The 20,040-nt window shown below is 40.7% G+C and carries 15 protein-coding genes; 7 read left to right on the top strand and 8 right to left on the bottom strand.

Features of this window, described 5'->3' with window-relative positions:
- Nucleotides 1-49 precede the first annotated feature (49 nt).
- A complete protein-coding gene (gene mtaB, locus V7S74_RS02165) occupies nucleotides 50-1,369 on the top strand; it encodes a tRNA (N(6)-L-threonylcarbamoyladenosine(37)-C(2))-methylthiotransferase MtaB (RefSeq protein WP_406777131.1) in 1,320 nt (439 codons plus the stop codon).
- Between the two features lie 233 nt (nucleotides 1,370-1,602).
- On the opposite strand, the gene V7S74_RS02160 is transcribed toward mtaB, so the two are convergent.
- The 3 genes from V7S74_RS02160 to V7S74_RS02150 form a co-directional block, all read right to left on the bottom strand.
- Nucleotides 1,603-2,949: an ammonium transporter gene (locus V7S74_RS02160; protein ID WP_406777130.1), complete on the bottom strand. Its 1,347-nt coding sequence runs from the start codon at nucleotides 2,947-2,949 to the stop codon at nucleotides 1,603-1,605.
- Nucleotides 2,950-2,977: 28 nt separating this feature from the next.
- Nucleotides 2,978-4,120: an outer membrane beta-barrel protein gene (locus V7S74_RS02155; protein WP_406777129.1), complete on the bottom strand. Its 1,143-nt coding sequence runs from the start codon at nucleotides 4,118-4,120 to the stop codon at nucleotides 2,978-2,980.
- 425 nt (nucleotides 4,121-4,545) lie between these two features.
- Nucleotides 4,546-4,893, bottom strand: coding sequence for a 4Fe-4S dicluster domain-containing protein (locus V7S74_RS02150; protein ID WP_406777128.1), 348 nt, complete (start codon nucleotides 4,891-4,893; stop codon nucleotides 4,546-4,548).
- A gap of 112 nt (nucleotides 4,894-5,005) precedes the next feature.
- On the opposite strand from V7S74_RS02150, the gene V7S74_RS02145 reads away from it, so the two are divergent.
- The gene (locus V7S74_RS02145; protein WP_406777127.1) at nucleotides 5,006-6,001 is read left to right on the top strand and encodes an aldehyde dehydrogenase family protein; all 996 of its coding nucleotides are present in this window, start codon (nucleotides 5,006-5,008) and stop codon (nucleotides 5,999-6,001) included.
- Here the strand turns inward: V7S74_RS02145 and V7S74_RS02140 are convergent.
- Together V7S74_RS02140 and trpS are read right to left on the bottom strand one after the other, a co-directional pair.
- Nucleotides 5,974-6,519 carry a phosphatase PAP2 family protein gene (locus tag V7S74_RS02140; protein WP_406777126.1) on the bottom strand — a complete coding sequence of 182 codons (546 nt, stop codon included), beginning with the start codon at nucleotides 6,517-6,519 and terminating at the stop codon, nucleotides 5,974-5,976. The genes V7S74_RS02145 and V7S74_RS02140 overlap by 28 nt on opposite strands.
- 3 nt (nucleotides 6,520-6,522) lie before the next feature.
- Nucleotides 6,523-7,494, bottom strand: a complete 972-nt coding sequence (trpS, locus tag V7S74_RS02135) for a tryptophan--tRNA ligase (protein ID WP_406777125.1) — start codon at nucleotides 7,492-7,494, stop codon at nucleotides 6,523-6,525.
- Nucleotides 7,495-7,613: 119 nt separating this feature from the next.
- Between trpS and V7S74_RS02130 the strand changes: the two genes are divergently transcribed.
- The 3 genes from V7S74_RS02130 (at nucleotide 7,614) to trxA (ending at nucleotide 12,266) form a co-directional block, all read left to right on the top strand.
- A complete protein-coding gene (locus V7S74_RS02130) occupies nucleotides 7,614-8,297 on the top strand; it encodes a DUF2461 domain-containing protein (protein ID WP_406777124.1) in 684 nt (227 codons plus the stop codon).
- 6 nt (nucleotides 8,298-8,303) lie between these two features.
- Entirely contained in the window at nucleotides 8,304-11,870 is a 3,567-nt protein-coding gene (gene dnaE, locus V7S74_RS02125) for a DNA polymerase III subunit alpha (RefSeq protein WP_406777123.1), read from the top strand.
- A gap of 72 nt (nucleotides 11,871-11,942) precedes the next feature.
- Nucleotides 11,943-12,266, top strand: a complete 324-nt coding sequence (trxA, locus tag V7S74_RS02120) for a thioredoxin (RefSeq protein WP_406777122.1) — start codon at nucleotides 11,943-11,945, stop codon at nucleotides 12,264-12,266.
- A gap of 2 nt (nucleotides 12,267-12,268) precedes the next feature.
- Here the strand turns inward: trxA and V7S74_RS02115 are convergent, their stop codons facing one another.
- Nucleotides 12,269-13,432, bottom strand: a complete 1,164-nt coding sequence (locus V7S74_RS02115) for an aspartate aminotransferase family protein (RefSeq protein ID WP_406777121.1) — start codon at nucleotides 13,430-13,432, stop codon at nucleotides 12,269-12,271.
- A gap of 125 nt (nucleotides 13,433-13,557) precedes the next feature.
- On the opposite strand from V7S74_RS02115, the gene V7S74_RS02110 reads away from it, so the two are divergent.
- Nucleotides 13,558-16,089, top strand: a complete 2,532-nt coding sequence (locus tag V7S74_RS02110) for a DUF5686 and carboxypeptidase regulatory-like domain-containing protein (protein WP_406777120.1) — start codon at nucleotides 13,558-13,560, stop codon at nucleotides 16,087-16,089.
- A gap of 66 nt (nucleotides 16,090-16,155) precedes the next feature.
- A complete protein-coding gene (locus tag V7S74_RS02105; RefSeq protein WP_406777119.1) occupies nucleotides 16,156-18,336 on the top strand; it encodes a sodium-translocating pyrophosphatase in 2,181 nt (726 codons plus the stop codon).
- 83 nt (nucleotides 18,337-18,419) lie between these two features.
- Here V7S74_RS02105 and V7S74_RS02100 read toward each other — a convergent pair whose 3' ends face one another.
- Nucleotides 18,420-18,986 (bottom strand): 50S ribosomal protein L25/general stress protein Ctc, encoded by a 567-nt coding sequence (locus V7S74_RS02100; protein WP_406777118.1) that lies wholly within the window; start codon nucleotides 18,984-18,986, stop codon nucleotides 18,420-18,422.
- 61 nt (nucleotides 18,987-19,047) lie between these two features.
- Nucleotides 19,048-19,989, bottom strand: a complete 942-nt coding sequence (locus V7S74_RS02095; RefSeq protein WP_406777117.1) for a ribose-phosphate pyrophosphokinase — start codon at nucleotides 19,987-19,989, stop codon at nucleotides 19,048-19,050.
- Nucleotides 19,990-20,040 lie beyond the last annotated feature (51 nt).

The following is a 20,040-nucleotide window of genomic DNA, read 5'->3' as shown; positions in this document are numbered from 1 at the left end:
GCGGGTTTTCCCGCCATTTTTGTTTTACCTTTGCAACCTGATTTCAGGTATGAAAAAAGTCGCTTTTTACACATTAGGATGCAAGCTGAATTTTGCAGAATCTAGTTCAATCGCTCGGTCTCTCGAGCCGATGGGATTTGCGCGCGCAGAATTTCAAGATAATCCGGATTTATTTGTGATTAATACCTGTAGTGTCACTGAACAGGCAGATAAAAAGTGCAAGAAAGTGGTTCGTGAGGCGAAGAAAATAAATCCTGCATCCACTGTTGTCATTATAGGCTGTTATGCTCAGTTAAAACCGGAGGAAATTTTAGCCATTCCGGGTGTTGATTTAGTTTTAGGTGCGAATGAAAAATTCCAATTGCCAGAACTGCTTCCCCCCTATTTAAATCGCGTTTCAGCTGATCTTCCTAAATTATTAGCTTCGGAAATTCGATACGATTTAGATTACCATGCTTCTTATTCAGTGAATGATCGCACGCGCACCTTTTTGAAAGTGCAGGATGGCTGCGATTATCCTTGTTCCTATTGCACGATTCCATTAGCGCGTGGTCAGTCTCGTTCAGATACTGTTGAGAAAGTGTTAGGTTTAATAGAAGAGATTTCTGCCAAAGGTGTAAAGGAAATTGTTCTTACCGGAGTGAATATCGGTGATTTTGGTATTCAAAATGGGAAAAGAGTGGAGACCTTCTTTCAATTAGTTCAAGCGATTGAAGAAAAGTCTTCTATTCAGCGTTTCCGTATTTCTTCTATCGAGCCTAATTTATTGACATCGGAGATGATTACCTTTTTAGGTGCTTCGAAGAAGTTTGTTCCGCATTTTCATATACCGCTTCAATCTGGATCTAATTCTGTATTGCGTTTGATGAAACGTCGGTATCAGCGTGAATTATATGTAGATCGAGTGACATCTATCAAAGAGGTGATGCCCAATGCTTGTATTGGGGTCGATGTGATCGTGGGTCATCCAGGTGAAACACCTGAATTGTTTCTAGAGACTTATGAGTTTTTGAACTCGCTAGATATATCTTATTTACACGTTTTTCCTTATTCTGAGCGTCCTAATACCTATGCGGTAGACATTAAGCCGAAAGTGGATGGGATGCAAAAAGCGGAGCGTTCTAAAATGTTACATATTTTGTCTGACAAAAAACGCCGCGCCTTTTATGAGTCACAAGCTGGATTAAAAGGTCAGGTTTTATTTGAAGAATCAGCTGTGCCGGGAACGATGGAAGGTTTCTCGGAGAATTATGTGCGCGTGGTGGTTCCTTTTGATCCTTTGCAGATTAATACCATTCAAGAAGTGAAGTACAAGGCGGTAAATGAGAATGGGGAGATGAGTGGCGTGGTTTTAGAGCATAAAGCATAAAGTACAAATAATAAAGTTTGATTTCAAAAGCGGCGATGCCGCTTTTTTTGTTTCTGAAGAGTTAATCGGCGAAGCCGATTCCATCTTTATGCTTTACTCTTTGTGCTTTATACTTTTACTTTTGTTTTTGCGCCATCGGTTCAAAAACAAAAAAGTCGAAAGCTAGTAGCCTCCGACTTTTTGATTGAAACAAAACCACAAGAACCATTACTTGCGGCTCTGCTGTTGTTGAATTACTCAGCTAACGACTCATCGTGTTGTGAGATATCCAAACCTAATCTTTCTTCTTCCTCGTTCACACGTAACGGAATGATTTTGTCCGTAATGATCAAAAGGATATAAGATAAGCCAAAAGCAAAGGCCGAAACGATTGCTAAAGCTAATAAGTGCTTTAAGAACAAGGTAGTTTCTCCGTAGAACAAACCTTGCTCTGCTACTGCTGCGTTTACAGCTGATGTTGCGAAAATACCTGTCATCAACATACCTACCATACCACCTAAACCATGGCAAGGGAATACGTCTAATGTATCATCTAAGTTTGAAGAAGCTCTCCAGTGTGCAGCAATGTTAGAAACAATCGCAGCAATTACACCGATGAAGATCGCTACTGGAACAGTTACAAAACCTGATGCTGGAGTAATAGCTACTAAACCTACTACTGCACCGATACAGAAACCTAAGGCAGAAACCTTCTTGCCACGAGTTACATCAAATAAAATCCAAGATAAACCAGCCGCTGCTGCTGCTACGTGTGTAGTAGCGAAAGCTGTTACTGCTAAACCATTAGCTCCTACTGCAGAACCTGCGTTAAAACCAAACCATCCGAACCATAATAAACCTGTACCTAATAATACGTAAGGGATGTTAGCTGGAGGCAAGATGTTAGACTCGATGTGAGACTTACGGCGACGTAAGTACAAAGCACCTGCTAATGCAGCCCAACCTGCAGACATGTGAACTACGGTACCGCCTGCAAAATCCAATACACCTAAGTTGAATAAGAATCCATCTGGGTGCCATGTCCAGTGTGCTAATGGAGCATAAACCACGATGCAGAAAAGAACCATGAATAAAACGAATGCACGGAAGTTAATACGCTCAGCTAAGGCACCAGAGATTAACGCTGGAGTGATAACGGCGAACTTCATTTGGAAAAAGGCAAATAAAGCGAAAGGGATAGTGAACTTTAATTGATCAGCTGATCCTAAAGATAATTTGTGATCAAATACGCCATTGAACATGAAGAATGTTCTAGGGTCTCCAATCCAGCCACCTAATGAATCACCGAAGGCTAAAGAGAAACCGAATACAATCCAGATCACTGAGATAACTCCCATAGCGATGAATGATTGCAACATCGTAGAGATCACGTTTTTGTGATTCACCATTCCACCGTAGAAATACGCTAATCCAGGTGTCATTAATAGAACTAAGCCAGAGGCTACAATCATCCAGGCTGTATCACCTGTGTCTAACCCTTCTGTCGGCATTGTGCCAGGCACAGAAGTAGTGAACAATGCAAGGACGGCTACCGCTAATAAAACTAATAACGGGATCCAAGTTGGTTTTTGTGTCGTCATGTTTTTTAAATGTTAAGGGTGGATATAATTAAAACTTATAGATGAAGTGCATTCCTAAGGTTGTTTGCGATTTTTGGTCCTTACCATCTCCATCAACGAACTGAGCTGTCTTGTAAGAATCCGTACGTAATTCTGGTTTGATTAATAAGTGACCTTCTGCTGCAGTGAATGTCGCTGTTAATGTAAATGAGCTAACATCGGTACCTGATCCATCTGCTGCACGTAAAGCACGAGCTCCTGATGTATTATCGAATACTTCGTAACGACCACCTACGCTGAATTTATCTGTGAAAGCATAGTTAGAGTACAAGGCAACGCCACCCCAAGTTTTGCTATCTCCTACGTTTCCACCACCTTGGAAATCACCTGTTTGTGAACCGTATGCTGCGTTTAAACCAAGTAGGTATTTAGGAGTGATTTGGTATGAAGTGGTTAAGTCTAACAAGTTATAGCTACCTGAATCATCTTTTCCGCTTGATAAAGGAGCAGACTCGTTAGAACTAATTCCATTTACGTATAGATTCCAACCCGCTGCTGGCGAAGTAAATACTTGGTAAATGAATCCTTTAGAAGCGTTGTTGTCATTTAGATTATCCACATTGTTGACCAATCCAACCATGGCAGAAAATTTGTCAGAGAATGCGTAATTCGCTTTAGCACCAATATGATAGAACGGTCCATTATTGAAGAGGTTAGAAAGTGAATAGTTGTAGTTAACTGGAGCATCGATTACTTCGTATCCGATATGTGTTCCAAATTGTCCGGCAGTGAAAGTTAATTTATCACTTGCTTTCCAGTTGAAGTAGGCTTGTTTGATGGCCAAAGCAGTACTTGCTTTACCTGCCCCTAAAGGACCTACTACGTTTCCATACTGACCAAGGTCTGCGTTAGGTCCAAATGTTAAATCAACTACTACATCTGCTGATTTGGTTGCGTACCCAAATTTCGTTTGAACTAATCCTAATGAAAATTGGCTTGACTTCTGGTCGAATGCTCTTTCGTATCCAGATGCGCCTAAGTTACTTCTGCTTGACGGGCTATTGAAATTCAACATATAGTATGAATCAATGTAACCTGAAAAAGTGAACTTCGGAGCTTCCGCTTCTTTTTCTTGGGAAAATCCACAAAATGCTGTTGCGGCAAATAGGGCTGTTAGGATCGTTTTTTTCATGTGGGTAATTGTTTAAGAGTAAATAATGCTTGATTACGATTCAAAGATGGAGCCTTAAATTGTACTTTCCAAATATTTTGGACAAAATTTTAACCTATTTTTTAAGTTTTTGCAAAAAAATCATGAAAAGTGGTTGAAAATTAAACCTAAAAATGAAGATTTTGCAAAAATGAAATAAAATGACAGCTAAATTTTAACTTGAAATTTGAAATATTGGAAAAGTATAAATTTAGTCGAGAGTCGCTAGTCGGGAGTCGATTGACTTATTTTGAGAATAGAGCATAAAGCATAAAGAATAAAGAATAAAGTAGGTATCACCTGTAGTGATAATCTCATGAAATGTTTGGATATAAAAAATGGGGCCTAAGCCCCATTCAATATTTATTCTTTATGCTTTATTATTTATAATAAAAAGCTTCGCTTTTTTATTCAGCATGCAACCATGCCTTCTTCGCCAATAACGTTTCGTTATCTTCTTCGCGATCTGGATCTGGTACGCAGCAATCTACTGGGCAAACCGCAGCACATTGTGGCTCCTCGTGGAAACCAGTACATTCTGTACACTTATCAGGAACGATATAATAGAATTCGTCTGAAACAGGTTCTACTGGTGTTTTCGCATCCATGGTAGATCCATCTTCTAATTCAATTTCAGTTAAGGCTGTCCCACCTGCCCATGTCCATTCTACACCACCTTCATAAATAGCTGTGTTCGGGCATTCTGGTTCACAGGCCCCACAGTTAATACATTCGTCTGTTATGATAATTGCCATACCACTATTTTTGTTTGAAGCCGCAATTTACGAACATAAATTTGAATAGTATATAATTTATATGGACTAACCGAAAAATTTTCGACCTTTGTGAGGTAAAATCTTTATTTATATGCCAAAGGCTTCTTTTTTGCAACTTATCTCCTATTTAAAGCAATTCTTCTCGGATGAATTGAATCGAGAAAAAATAGAATTATTTATAGATAAGTCCGTTAATGAGAATCCTTGGTTTTCAGAAACCTTGGTTCGTCATGCGATGCAGGCCATCGAGGAGCAGTTTTTTTCTGTTGAAGCTTGGGAAGCATTTTACGAAAATCATCCGGGCCAAGTTGCCACATCTAAAAAGGTAGGGATTGTATTAGCTGGTAATTTACCGGCTGTTGGTTTGCATGATGTTTTGATGGTTTTAGCGTCTGGAAATGCTGCTCATTTGAAAATGAGTTCTCAGGATAAAGCCTTGATGCAATTATATGTTTTGGCGATGCAGTCTTTTGATTCAGCAGTACCAGTTTATGTGATAGACCGTTTGCAAGGGATGGATGCCGTCATTGCGACGGGAAGCGATTTCTCTGGCGGTTATTTTGCACATTATTTTTCGACTATTCCTCACATTATACGTAAGAATAGAAGTTCTTTAGCGGTGTTAAAGGGAAATGAAACGGTAGCCGATTTCAAGGGGTTAGCGCAGGATATCTTTACGTATTATGGATTAGGTTGCCGAAATGTGTCTACGCTAGCTGTGCCTACCACGTATGATTTGACCCCATTATTTGATGAATTGACGAAGGAAACTTGGGTGTTAGATCATTCTAAGTATTCAAATAATTTTCAATACCACCGCACTTTGTTCTTATTGAATCAGATTCCACATTTTGATTTAGGGAATCTGCTTGTGACAGAAAATGATGATTTGGTTTCTCCTGTGGGTGTTTTATATGTTCACCGGTATAGTGATGAGGCGTCTTTACAGTCTTGGATTTCTGAGCGCGAGGAGAAGATTCAGTGTAAGGTAGGTTTGGAGATTGGTTTTGGCCAAAGTCAACATCCAGCCCTCGATGACTTCGCGGACGGAATCGATACTTATGACTTTTTAATTAACCTTTCATAGACCTGAAATAGTCCCCATGCTCCTATTCCGCCCACAAAGGCCCCTGTGATAACATCTAATGGATAGTGTGCGCCTAAATAGATTCTACTGTAGGAAATGATTGTAGCCCATAGAACCAGGGCAATACCAGCTGACTTCTTCTTAGTCAACAAATAAAAACCTACGGCAATGGCAAAGGAATTCGCTGCATGTGAGCTACAAAATCCAAACATTCCTCCACATCCTGCCGGTAAGTTTATCCAAGATTGGAATTCTTCTACATGGCAAGGTCTTAAGCGTTTAAATAAGGGCTTTAAAAGACTCGAACTGAATTGATCAGCGAAAACCACCGTTGAAATTAAATAGATGAGGGCTTTCCTAGAATTGGTCTGAAAGCGCTTATGTAATAAGTAAATTAGTAAACCGTACAGAGGAATCCAGGTGAGTTTGCCTGAAATGATTTCCATAGGGCCATCAAGCCAAGGCTGATGTGCCTCGTTAATGAACCTGAAAAGATCGGAATCCCAAGCTGGAAACATAGATTAGAATTTGAATTCTGCTCGAATACGTGCGATTGTTGCTTCAGCGATGGGTTGTACTTTTTGTTCTCCTATCGCTAATTTCTCTTCAATGATTTCTGGGTGCGCGATGAAGTAGTCAAACTTCTCTCTCGCCTCTTTGAAATAGCCTAGCATCAATTCGTGTAAGGCTTGCTTTGCATGTCCATAACCATAACCACCTGCTTCATAATTAGCGCGCATTTCTGCCACCTGAGCTGGAGAGGCCATTAATGAATAAAGCTTGAAGGTGATATCGTTGTCTGGATTTTTAGGCTCTTCTAAAGGAGTCGTATCAGTCACAATTTTCTTGATCTGCTTCAATAAATCCTTTTCAGGCAAGAAGATGTCAATATAGTTGTTCAAGGACTTACTCATTTTAGCTCCATCTAGACCCGGAATTGTCATGACATCTTCGTTAATTCGAGCCTCTGGTAGGACAAAAATATCTTTATTGTAGCGCTTATTCACCGAATTCGCGATGTCGCGGGTCATTTCGATGTGCTGTCTTTGGTCCTTACCCACCGGAATAAGATGCGCATCATATAGAACGATGTCAGCGGCTTGTAAAACGGGATAGGTGAAAAGGCCAGCATTCACATCAGATAATTTATCGGATTTATCCTTGAAACTGTGCGCATTTGCCAGCATCGGGAAGGGTGTGAAGCAATTTAGGTACCACATTAATTCGGTGTGGTAGGCAGCTAATTTAGATTGACGGTAGAAGAAATTTTTCTCCGTATCAAAACCAAAAGCTAACCAGGCAGCTGCGATAGATAAGGTATTCGCTCGAATACTTTCCCCATCTTTTAAGGAAGTAAGGGTGTGTAAGTCAGCAATAAATAAAAAGGATTCGTTGCCTGCCTGCTTTGAAAGCTCAACCGCTGGCATGATCGCCCCTAAAATATTTCCTAAATGGGGCTTTCCTGAAGCCTGAATGCCCGTTAATATACGCATAGCTTGTTTTAATAATTTATGCAAAAATCAGTAAAATAGACCATAACTCCAAAGGATTTGCGCTTGGGCATTCGAGCTAAATTCGCTAAATTCGTTTTTACAATTACACTCCTTTTTCGATGTCCCTATCTCCTAGCCTTTTGGCCTTTTTGCGTGATCTCCGTGTAAATAACACGCGGGAATGGTTTGCGGAAAATAAGGCGATTTATGAGAAAGAGAAAAAAGGTTTTGATGCCTGGACGACGGAATTGATTTCGGAATTTGCGGATTTCGAGAATATGGATGGCGTGTTATTGAAACATTGCTCCTATCGAATATACCGAGATGTCCGCTTCTCTAAAAATAAGGAACCTTATAAGACCTGGTTTTCGGCGAGTTTCTCAGAAGGTGGGCGTAAGTCCGGTTTGATGGACTATTATGTGCACATTGAGCCGAATGGAGCGTCTTTTTTAGGTGGTGGTATGTATTCGCCTACACCAGAACAATTAGCTGCTTTTCGCCAAGAAGTGGATTATAATGCGGCGGGATTGCGTAAGATTATCAAGAATCCTACGTTTGCAGCCATTTTTGGGGAGGAAGTGGGTGAAAGTCTAGTCAGAATACCGAAGGGATTTGATGCTGATCATCCCGATGCCGAATTACTGAAGAAGAAACAATTGTTTTTCTGGAAGAAATATACCGACGAGCAAGTGGCCTCTCCTGATTTTACTAAACAGTTGATATCTGATGCGAAGGTGTTAAAGCCTTTCTTGGATTTCTTGAATGCTGTATTTTTTGAAAAAGAACCTTTTATAAAAGAATAAGCCTCTATGCAGTTTTCGCATTTGCACAATCATTCCCAGTTTTCACTCCTAGATGGTGCGTCTAAGATTTCGTCTATGTTCAAAAAGGCGAAGGAAGATAATATGCCAGCGGTGGCTATTACGGACCACGGGAATATGTTTGGGGTGTTTCAATTTGTGGCAGAGGCGGGAAAGCAAGGAGTTAAACCGATTGTGGGTTGTGAGTTTTATTTAGTGAATGACCGCCACAAGCAGGTTTTTACGAAAGATTTAAAGGATAAGCGTTATCACCAGTTATTTCTAGCTAAGAATCCGGAGGGTTATCAGAATTTAGTAAAGCTATGTTCGCTGGGTTTTATGGAGGGGATGTATTCCAAATACCCTCGAATTGACAAAGAACTCGTTTTAAAATACCACAAAGGCTTAATCGCGACGACTTGCTGTTTAGGTGCTTCGGTTCCGCAGGCTATTTTACGAGATGGCGAGGAAGCGGCGGAGAAGGAATTTAAGTGGTGGTTGGATTTGTTTGGTGAGGATTACTATATCGAGGTGCAGAATCACTTCATTCCGGAGCAACAGACGGTGAATGAGGTATTATTGCGCTTTGCGAAGAAGTACAATGTGAAGGTTATCGCGTCGAATGATAGCCATTATTTAGACCAAAAAGACGCTAACGCCCACGATATTCTACTTTGTATCAATACTGGCGAAAAACAGGCCACTCCTACTTACAAGGATATTGAAGGTGATTTTGACATGAAAGGAAAGCGTTTTGCGTTCTATAATGATCAATTTTATTTCAAAACGACCGAGGAGATGACCAAATTATGGTCGCATGTTCCGGAGGCGATCGATAATACGAATGAGATTGTAGGTAAAGTAGAAACCTTGAAATTAACCAAGGATGTGCTTTTGCCTAATTTCCAAATACCGTCCACTTTCCTGAGTCAGGATGATTACCTGGAACATATCACGATGGAGGGCGCGAAAAAGCGTTATATTGATATTGATCAGGTGGTAGAAGAGCGTTTGCGATTCGAGTTGCATACAATCAGAACCATGGGTTTTGCCGGTTATTTCTTGATTGTAGCCGATTTCATCCAGGCAGGGCGTGATTTAGGTGTTTATGTAGGCCCAGGTCGTGGATCTGCCGCGGGTTCCGTGGTCGCCTATTGCCTTGGAATTACGAACATCGATCCGATTAAGTACAATCTCCTTTTTGAGCGTTTCTTAAATCCAGATCGTAAGTCATTGCCCGATATTGATACGGACTTTGATGATGAGGGTCGCCAAAAAGTCATCGACTATGTCGTAGACAAGTACGGAAAGAACCAAGTGGCGCATATTGCTACTTATGGAACCATGGCGGCCAAAATGTCCATTAAAGACGTTTCGCGTGTGTTAGACCTCCCCTTACAGGAATCCAATGCGCTAGCGAAACTCGTTCCTGAAAAACCGAAAATTACCCTGGATCGTATTTTCAATGCGGCTTTGACGGGAGATAAGAGCTTAGCGGATAAAGAAGGCTTGAATCCAGAAGAATTAGAGCAAGTAAAAGAATTGCGTCGGATTAAAGAGGCGGGTGGTTTACCGGCTACAGTGATTGAGAATGCGCTCGTTTTAGAGGGTTCTGTTCGCGGTACGGGTATTCACGCGGCAGGTATCATCATCGCTCCTTCTGATTTGACCGATATCTTGCCCGTGGCTACATCAAAGGATGTGAATCTCTTGATTACCCAATACGATGGCTCAGTGATTGAGAATGCGGGGGTAATTAAAATGGACTTTTTGGGCCTAAAAACCCTCTCTATCTTAAAGGAAGCGGTTCGCTTAATTAAGCAGAATCACAACGAGGATATCATTTTAGATGATTTGCCTCTGGATGATAAGACGACTTACGAATTATACCAACGAGCGGAAACAAACGGAACATTCCAGTTTGAATCCCCGGGTATGCAGAAGCACTTGCGTGATCTGAAACCCGATCAGTTCTCCGATTTAATTGCGATGAATGCCTTGTTCCGTCCAGGACCGATGGTGTATATTCCGAATTACATTGCGCGTAAACACGGTCGTGAGAAGATTGAATACGATTTGCCAGAAATGGAGGAGTATTTAAGTGATACCTATGGTATTACGGTCTACCAAGAGCAGGTAATGCTTCTTTCCCAAAAGCTCGCGAATTTCACCAAAGGTGATGCCGATGTGCTTCGTAAAGCGATGGGTAAAAAGGACAAAGCGACCATCGATAAGATGAAGAGCAAGTTCATGGAAGGTGGAGCGGCGAATAATCACCCGACAGATAAGCTGGATAAGATTTGGACAGACTGGGAAGCTTTTGCTCAATATGCCTTTAACAAATCGCACTCAACTTGCTATGGTTTAGTGGCTTACCAAACAGGCTACCTGAAAGCAAACTACCCTCCTGAGTTTATGGCGGCGGTGCTTTCGAACTCCTTGGGTAACATTGAGAAGATTACCTTCTTCATGGACGAGTGTAAACGGATGGGCTTGAGTTTATTAGTTCCAGATGTGAATGAATCATCTCGTTCTTTTGCTGTAAATAAGAAAGGCCAAATTCGTTTCGGCTTAGGCGCTATCAAAGGCGTGGGTGATGCAGCGGTGGATGCGATTGTGGAAGAGCGTCAGAAAAATGGCGAATACAAAGATATTTTCGACTTCGTTTCGCGTATTAACGTGCGTCAAGTAAATAAGAAGAGTTTAGAGTCCTTAGCTTTAGCGGGTGCTTTTGACTGTTTCCCTGAGGTTCAGCGTTCACATTATTTTGCGCTAGATCCACAGGACAATACGAACTTTATTGAGAAAATCGTGCGTTATTCCTCTCGCATGGCAGAATTGAAGGCGGAAGCAACTGCTTCTTTGTTCGGGGAATTAGGAGCTGGAACGGGAAATGACATTGCACAGCCTCGTATTCCAACGGCCGAGCCTTGGTCTGTGATGGAGCAATTGAAGAATGAGAAAGAAGTGGTGGGGGTCTATATTTCAGGACATCCTTTGGACGAATACAAAACTGAAATTGCTAACTTCTGTAATTCGAATACAGGTCAATTAGAATCACGTCCTAACGTGGCTCAGACCTTTGCAGGTATCGTCACGAAAGTCAACGTCAGAACATCTGCAAACGGAAATCAATTCATGATCTTCACGATTGAAGATTATGCAGGAAATTATGAATTTGCCTTATTCTCCAAGGATTACATCCAGTTTGAGCGATTTATCGCCTTAGACCGACTCTTATTTATTAATGGTTCTTACCAGTTGAAGAATCGCCACATGGATCAAATGGTCTTTAAGATTCAGTCCATCGAATTATTGTCTGAGATTTTAAGTGACAGAACGAAAGAAATCAAATTACGTTTAGATTTGAATCGACTAAAACCAGCCTTATTAGATTTATTGCAAGAGACACTTGAACGCAATAAGGGAGATAAAAAATTGACCATCGAGGTGTATGATGAGCAGGAGAAAATCGGAATGGACTTTTTATCGCGCAAAATGCAGGTTTCGATAACAAAAGACCTGATTTCTGAGTTGAAAGAGCTTGACAATGTGGGCTTTAAATTAATTTCTTAAATTTTTTATCCGGGGAACTAATTCTTCTGCTGGTTTTGTTTTAATTTTGAATTTTATAAAATATATCAAACAATGGGAAAATACGTAGAGGCAACAGATGCTAATTTTCAAGAATTAATCAGCTCTGATACACCAGTTTTAGTAGATTTTTGGGCAGAGTGGTGTGGCCCATGTAAGATGATCGGACCGATCGTAGAGGAGTTAGCTGGAGATGTGGAAGGTCAAGCGATTGTAGCAAAGATGAATGTAGACCAAAATTCTGCGGTACCTGCTTCTTTAGGTATTCGTTCGATTCCTACTTTAATGGTTTTCAAGAAAGGTGAAATGGTAGAGCGTTTAGTGGGTGGAAATATCCCTAAGTCAGTTTTAGCTGAGACTTTATTGAAGCACGCTTAATTTTAAAGCGCATAAACTTTATTCATAGCCTGTAACAAAATGTTGCAGGCTATTTTTATTTCCTCCTCTGTGATCGTTAAAGGAGGTGCAATTCGTAGTGAATTATCGCAGAATAAGAACCAATCCGTAATCAAACCGTTCTGAATGCATTCATCAATGACGGCTTTCACGGTCTTGAAGTCTTTCATTTCCACAGCTAACATAAATCCGATACCTCGAACTTCCTTAATAATAGGATGAGCTAAGAGGCTATGGAATAATGCGCTTTTCGCAGGAATTTGATCCATTAAGTTTTCATCCACAATGTAATTCAAGGTGGCCAATGAAGCTGCACAGGAAACGGGATGTCCACCAAAAGTCGTGATATGGCCTAAAACCGGCTCAAAACTCAAGGTTTTCATTACTTCTTCGTTCGCCATAAAGGCCCCAATGGGCATTCCGCCACCCATTCCTTTCGCGGTTAACAAGATATCAGGCACAATTTCCATGGCTTGAAATGACCAGAAAGTTCCAGTTCTACCAAAACCCGATTGGATTTCGTCAACAATCAACAGAGTCCCCATTTCATCACATCTCTTTCTTAACGCTTGAAAATAGGCTTTAGTAGCTGTTTTAACTCCCGCCTCCCCTGCGACAATTTCAATAACTACGGCTGCCGTTCGCTTGGTTATCTTTTTTAGATTCCCTATACAACCGTGGTGAATATGCTGAATATCGGGTAATAAAGGGCGAAAAGCGTTTTTGAAGTTCTCATCCCCTGCGATTGACAAAGCACCTTGACTGGCGCCATGGTAGGCATTGAAACAAGAAATGAATTCCGTTCTACCCGTATAGCGTTTTGCTAATTTCATAGCTCCTTCTACCGCCTCCGTGCCTGAATTCGTGAAATAGACTTGATTTAAGGTGTCTGTTCCGGTGGACTTAACTAGAGCTTGGGCTAGTTTTACTTGCGGGCTTTGGATATATTCCCCGTAGACCATCAAATGCATGTAGTTGTCAACTTGGTCTTTAACGGCTTTTACAACGGCTGGATTACAATGCCCCACATTAGATACGGCGATTCCGGAGATTAAATCCATATAGGATTTGCCTGCCGTATCATATAGGTATACTCCTTCTGCTTTGGTAATTTCCAAAGCCAATGGCGCATCCGAGGTGGGCGCCATAAATTTTTGAAAGAGTTGTCTATGTGTGAATCCCATAAGCTGCAAAATTACGTTAATTCTTGTTAATCATTCGCCGTTTATCAAATTATTCAAGCCGTATCCATCGATTCGTTTATTTTTGCTTTATGAAAGTAGTCATACTCCTCTTCCTCACTTGTTTTAGCCTTCAGGCTCAAACGCTTTCCGGTACTATTCGCTCGAATAAAGGTGAATTAATGCCTTTTGCAACGATTTGGATCAATGATCTGAACAAAGGTTCATTAGCTAATGAAGAAGGAAAGTATGCGATTAATTTGTCTAAAGGTGAGCACGAAGTCGTCTTCCGATTTTTAGGTCACACGCCTAAAGTGCATAAAATTTCCATGGCGGGAGATCAGTCTTTAGATGTCGTTTTGTCTGAAGAGGCTGTGACGCTTCAAGATGTGAATGTGGGAGGTTTAAAAGAAGATCCGGCGATCGGTATGATGCGTCGTATGATTTCAATGGCTCCGTTTCATTTAAAAGAAATTGATCGGTATACTGCCAAAGGCTATGTCAAAGGCGCAGGTAAAATCACCTCCATCTCGAAGGTCATGAATGCACTGGTGGGAAAGAAAATGGAGAAAGAGGCCGGTATAAAGGTGGGTTCTACCTATGTTTTGGAAGGTATTAATCAGATTACGTATACTCGACCTAATAAAATAGAAGAAAAAGTGCTTTCGAATCGCAATAACTTACCTGCTGTGCTTCGAAATTCAGGAGCACCTAATTTACGTATTACGCAAACGAATTTTTACCAGCCTAAAGTTTGGGGTGGCCTGATTAGTCCCTTATCTCCTTCCGCTTTCTCTTTCTATAAGTTTGCTTATATCGGTAGCTTCCAGTTGAATGGACAAACCGTTTCTAAGATTCAGGTTAAGCCGAAAACAACCGCAGATGATTTATTTGAGGGTACCTTATCTATCGTAGAGGACACCTGGAGTATTTACTCCTTTAGTTTAGCATTCCGAAATTCACAGGGCTATTATACGTTTCAGCAACAGAATGCCTTATTTCAGGGTGTTTGGATGCCCATTAATTATGATGTGAATGTGAATTTTGATGCGATGGGCTTTGGCGCGACGTTTCGCTACATTACGCAGGTAAAAGAATATGCGATTAAAGTTAATCCAACGTTTGTCGTAAAGCCTACCATTATAGAGGAGCGCTTACACAAAGATTGGGCGAAAGAAATTAATAAGGAAAAAATAGCCACGCCTAAATTAGCCCTCGGGAAAGAATTGACCCGTAAAAAGCTTCGTCAAGTATTGAAACAGGTGGAGAAAGAGGATAAAAAAGAACAGAAAGAGGAGTTTAGTTCGGATTACACAATAACGGTAGATTCGAGTGCGGGATTAAAGAAGGAGTCTTTTTGGGAGGCGGAACGCCAGGTTCCACTAACGGAGGCTGAGGTGAAAGGCTACCAGGAGGCTGATAGTTTATCTGTGCAAGATGAGAAGAAACGACTGAAGGATTCGATCAATGCTTTACCTCGTTTCCGATACAACGATCTATTTAATGCTAGAACCTATACCTATGGTCAAAAAGGATTAGGGGCAAGATTAAGCCTCAGTGGATTTCAATCCGGTTATAATGCCGTGGATGGTTATCAATTGAGTCGCCGTGTAGATTATCGATATACGTATAAATTAGCTGATTATATTGGGACGGGAGTAGATATACGTTATGCATTTTCACGGAAGGCTTGGAATGGCATGGCCTATATCGAGCGTAATTGGGATGAGAATCGCCAGTTTTTGCAGTTTGCTGGGGGATCTACGGTCGAACAGATTAATTCAACAGAACCTATCTCAACTACAGTTAATCTATTTTACGCGTTGTTTCTGTCTCAGAATTACCTGAAACTTTACCAAAAGGATTTTATTAAAGGGAACTATGCCGTTCAATTGAATTCGAAATGGAATGTGAATTCGACCTTAGAATACCGTTCCCGATCTTCTTTGGAAAATCACGAAGAGAATGGGTTCTTTTATAAAGAAAGGCGTTTTGAGTCAAATGGAAATCCTTTTACGACGAGTCAGCAGGTTTTTGGTTCCATTTTAGTGCGCTATCAGCCATTCGCAACTTGGAGACGCTATAATGGAGCTAGACGTCTATCGAATGAGTCAGGTCCAACCTTTCAAGGGATGTATGAACAGGCGTTTGGTGATAATGACTATAGTAAGGTATTCTTTCAGGTGTTCCAAACAATACCTTTAGCAAATTGGGGATCAATCAATTACCGTATTTCAGGTGCTCACTTTATCAATAAGCCTAGCTTAATTTTGGATTATCAACACTTTAGGGGAAATGAAATCAATGTTAGCTCAGGAGACAATCGATTTTTAGCGCTTCCGTATTATGCTCTTTCAAATCCAGGAGGGCATTTTAAGGCATTTCTTCAATGGGAACCTCGCAAGTTTGTGTTGACACAAAATGCGTTATTATCCATGTACGGATTGAAGGAAAAAGTAGGCTATGCTTATTTACAAACTTCAGTTCATTCTCAAGTAGTTAATTACCAGGAACTTAGTTATGGTATAACGGGAATCGGTAAAATTTTCGGAGTAGATTTCGTCTATCCGATGGGTTCAGTCGTTCCAGAAAAATGGAAAATTCTAGTCAGATTGCCTTTCTAATTGTTTATTTGCACTCATTTACCTAAATTGTGCTAAATTTTTTTGGAATAATCTAAATCAACCTTTATGAATCAAATTGTTTACCTAGTTCCTGCTTTTGGTTTAGTAGGATTGCTGTACACAGCATGGAAGTTTAATTGGGTGTCTAAACAAGATGCCGGAAATGAAAAAATGCAGGAGTTGGCTGGTTATATCGCAGATGGTGCGATTGCCTTCTTAAAAGCAGAGTGGAAAATTTTAACTTATTTCGCTATTCCAACTGCTATTTTATTAGCTTGGTTAGGTTCTCAAGAGGGAACACCGGAAAATCCGATTCACTCCTCCCCTTTAATTGCCGTAGCTTTCTTAATCGGAGCAGTTTTCTCTGCAACGGCTGGTTATATTGGTATGATCATTGCTACAAAGGCAAACGTTCGTACGGCAGAAGCAGCAAGAACTTCTTTAGCTAAGGCTTTATCTGTTTCTTTCACTGGTGGATCCGTGATGGGAATGGGTGTGGCTGGTTTAGCTATTTTAGGCCTTGGTGGTTTATTTATTGCCTTCTATCAAATCTTCGCACAAGGTCAAGCCTTAACATCTGTAGAGATGAAAACGGCAATCGAAGTATTAGCTGGTTTCTCTTTAGGAGCTGAGTCTATCGCTTTGTTTGCGCGTGTGGGTGGTGGTATTTATACTAAAGCGGCTGACGTAGGTGCTGACTTAGTAGGTAAAGTAGAAGCGGGTATCCCAGAAGATGATGTGCGTAATCCAGCAACTATTGCGGATAACGTAGGTGATAACGTGGGTGACGTGGCAGGTATGGGAGCTGACTTATTCGGTTCTTACGTAGCTACAATTCTAGCAACGATGGTTTTAGGACAAGAAATCTCGGTTACAGATAATTACGGTGGCTTCTCTCCTGTATTATTGCCGATGTTAATTGCAGGTGTAGGCCTACTTGCTTCTTTAGTAAGTACGTTCTTTGTACGTATCTCTAGCGAAACGGCATCTGTTCAAAATGCGTTAAACGTAGGTAACTATACTTCTATCGCGATTACGTTTGTGACGTCTTATTTCTTAGTGAAGAACATTTTACCAGAATACTTAACGCTTCGTGGTACTACTTTCACTTCAATGGATGTATTCTATGCGATCATCGTTGGTCTTGTAGTAGGTGCTTTAATGTCAATCATTACTGAATATTACACAGCAATGGGTAAGCGTCCGGTTGATTCAATCGTTCAGAAATCAGGTACTGGTCACGCAACAAACATCATTGGTGGTTTAGCGGTAGGTATGGAATCAACGGTTTTACCTATTCTTGTTTTAGCGGCAGGTATTATCGGTTCTTATCACTTTGCTGGTATTTATGGTGTTTCTATCGCTGCAGCAGGTATGATGGCAACTACAGCAATGCAATTAGCGATCGATGCATTCGGTCCTATCGCAGATAACGCTGGTGGTATTGCAGAGATGTCTCAACTTCCAGGTGAAGTTCGTGAGCGTACAGATAATTTAGATGCGGTTGGTAATACTACAGCGGCTACAGGTAAAGGTTTTGCGATTGCTTCTGCAGCCTTGACTTCCTTAGCTTTGTTTGCTGCTTTCGTAGGTATTGCAGGAATTAGCCACATTGATATTTACAAAGCAGATGTTTTAGCTGGTTTATTCGTAGGTGGTATGATTCCATTTATCTTCTCGGCTTTATGCATCTCTGCGGTAGGTAAAGCGGCCATGGAAATGGTGAACGAGGTTCGTCGTCAATTCCGTGAGATTCCAGGTATTATGGAATACAAAGCGAAGCCAGAATACGAGAAATGCGTAGCTATTTCTACAGAAGCTTCTATTCGTCAAATGATCCTTCCAGGTGCGATTGCATTAATTGTTCCGGTAATCGTAGGATTCACGATGGGACCTGAAGTTTTAGGTGGTGTTTTAGCGGGTGTAACCGTTTCAGGTGTTTTGATGGGTATTTTCCAATCAAATGCAGGTGGAGCTTGGGATAACGCTAAGAAATCATTTGAAAAAGGCGTTTTAATCGATGGCCAAACTTACAAGAAAGGTTCTGAGCCTCACAAGGCTGCCGTTACAGGTGATACGGTAGGTGATCCATTCAAAGATACGTCTGGTCCATCTATGAACATCTTAATTAAATTAATGTCGATCGTATCGTTAGTTATTGCTCCTTACATTCACGTAGGTGACAATGATCATGCAGCGAAGATCGAAAAAGCTCCTATCGTTAAGGCGATTGTAGCAAAGAAATAGTCCTTACACATCAGGCATGAAAAAAGCCCCGCATTTGCGGGGCTTTTCTTTTATCTATCAATCTGTGAAATCCGTTTGAGAAATTAAGCGTTGATTTTTCCTCTTAATGCTCTTGGGATATCGATTGTTGCTACTGGGTTAGACATTGGATTTAAGATCTCACATCCTTCCACAGCTAATTTGTTTACTTTCACTGTTTGACCTAAGTCTAAACCAGAAATGTCAACTGTTACGAAATCAGGAATGTTTTCTGCTTGACCACGTAAAGTTACCTTACGTAATTTTTGCACCATTTTACCCCCTTTGATAACACCTGGCGAATTTCCAGTTACTTTAATTGGCACAGCAATCTTGATTGCTTTACCTTTTTGAATTTCTAAGAAGTCTACGTGGTAGATCATCTCGTTTACTGGGTGGAACTGTGCATCTTGTAAGATTGCACGGTATTTCGTACCCTCAATGTTTAATTCAACTTCATACACATCCGATGAATATAATAATTCACGGAAAAGGATCATTGGAACAGCAAAGTGAACTTGCTCAGAACCACCATACAATACACATGGTGCCATCGCTTCGTTACGTAAATCATTTGCGCTCTTCGTACCGAGATTCGCTCTTTTAAACCCTACAATCTCTAATTTTTTCATTTTGTTTTTGTTAATGCTTCTAGTCTTTCGCAACAAGGCTATCCCCTAGAAACGGTTGAAATTAATATTTAATAAATAATGAACTGATAGATTCGTGATCACGGATACGACCAATCGCTTTTGCAAATAGTTCAGCCACTGAAAGTACCTTAATTTTGTCACAAGCTTGTTTTTGAGGGATTGTATCCGTCACTAATAATTCTGTCAAGACAGAATTAGAAATGTTTTCATACGCTTTACCTGATAAAACTGGGTGGGTGACAACCGCCCTTACAGAATTTGCTCCTTTGTCCATAATTAACTGAGCGGCTTTGCACAAAGTACCACCGGTATCAATTAAGTCATCGACTAAGATCACATCTGCTCCTTTTACGTCACCAATTAATTGCATGGAAGCAATCTCATTCGCGCGTTTACGGTGCTTATCGCAAATAACCATCTCCGCATTGAAGAATTTAGCCATATTGCGAGTACGAACAACACCTCCCACATCCGGAGATGCGAAAAGAATGTTTTCTAAATTTAAAGACTTTAAATAAGGCACAAAGATGGCATTTCCTTCCAAGTGATCTACTGGGAAGTCCATGAAACCTTGAATTTGGCCTGCATGAAGATCAATTGTCATTAAACGATCTGCTCCAGCGGCAGTCAATAAATTACCAATTAATTTAGCGCCAATACCCACACGTGGGCGATCCTTACGATCTTGACGAGAATAACCAAAATACGGAATCACAGCTGTTACGTAGTGAGCCGATGCACGTCTAGCGGCATCGATCATTAACAATAACTCCATTAAATTATCCGCAGATGGGAAAGTAGACTGAATGATAAAAACATCGCAACCACGCACAGATTCATCAAAACTAGGTGACATTTCACCGTCAGAGAACTTTAAGTTAGTTACGGCGCCCAAATCTTTGCCATAATACTTAGCGATATCCTTCGCTAAATAATTAGATGCAGAACCAGAAAATATTTTAACCGCGTTAATCGCTGCCATGGGTTTGTTAGGGCTTTATTTTTTAATAAGGGGCAAAATTAAGCAATTTCG

The organism is Aquirufa novilacunae (assembly GCF_045310505.1).
In the GTDB taxonomy this organism is placed as follows: domain Bacteria; phylum Bacteroidota; class Bacteroidia; order Cytophagales; family Spirosomataceae; genus Aquirufa; species Aquirufa novilacunae.
The sequence above is the reverse complement of the archived record's forward strand: the minus strand, read 5'-3'. Positions and strand labels throughout refer to the sequence as shown.

Coding starts and splice junctions, on each gene's coding strand:
- V7S74_RS02155 (WP_406777129.1), bottom strand. CDS start 4,120: ATGAAAAAAACGATCCTAACAGCCCTATTTGCCGCAACAGCATTTTGT.
- V7S74_RS02150 (WP_406777128.1), bottom strand. CDS start 4,893: ATGGCAATTATCATAACAGACGAATGTATTAACTGTGGGGCCTGTGAA.
- V7S74_RS02100 (WP_406777118.1), bottom strand. CDS start 18,986: ATGAAAAAATTAGAGATTGTAGGGTTTAAAAGAGCGAATCTCGGTACG.
- V7S74_RS02110 (WP_406777120.1), top strand. CDS start 13,558: ATGAAAGTAGTCATACTCCTCTTCCTCACTTGTTTTAGCCTTCAGGCT.
- V7S74_RS02115 (WP_406777121.1), bottom strand. CDS start 13,432: ATGGCGCCCACCTCGGATGCGCCATTGGCTTTGGAAATTACCAAAGCA.
- dnaE (WP_406777123.1), top strand. CDS start 8,304: ATGCAGTTTTCGCATTTGCACAATCATTCCCAGTTTTCACTCCTAGAT.
- trpS (WP_406777125.1), bottom strand. CDS start 7,494: ATGCGTATATTAACGGGCATTCAGGCTTCAGGAAAGCCCCATTTAGGA.
- mtaB (WP_406777131.1), top strand. CDS start 50: ATGAAAAAAGTCGCTTTTTACACATTAGGATGCAAGCTGAATTTTGCA.
- V7S74_RS02160 (WP_406777130.1), bottom strand. CDS start 2,949: ATGACGACACAAAAACCAACTTGGATCCCGTTATTAGTTTTATTAGCG.
- V7S74_RS02140 (WP_406777126.1), bottom strand. CDS start 6,519: ATGTTTCCAGCTTGGGATTCCGATCTTTTCAGGTTCATTAACGAGGCA.
- V7S74_RS02105 (WP_406777119.1), top strand. CDS start 16,156: ATGAATCAAATTGTTTACCTAGTTCCTGCTTTTGGTTTAGTAGGATTG.
- V7S74_RS02145 (WP_406777127.1), top strand. CDS start 5,006: ATGCCAAAGGCTTCTTTTTTGCAACTTATCTCCTATTTAAAGCAATTC.
- trxA (WP_406777122.1), top strand. CDS start 11,943: ATGGGAAAATACGTAGAGGCAACAGATGCTAATTTTCAAGAATTAATC.
- V7S74_RS02095 (WP_406777117.1), bottom strand. CDS start 19,989: ATGGCAGCGATTAACGCGGTTAAAATATTTTCTGGTTCTGCATCTAAT.
- V7S74_RS02130 (WP_406777124.1), top strand. CDS start 7,614: ATGTCCCTATCTCCTAGCCTTTTGGCCTTTTTGCGTGATCTCCGTGTA.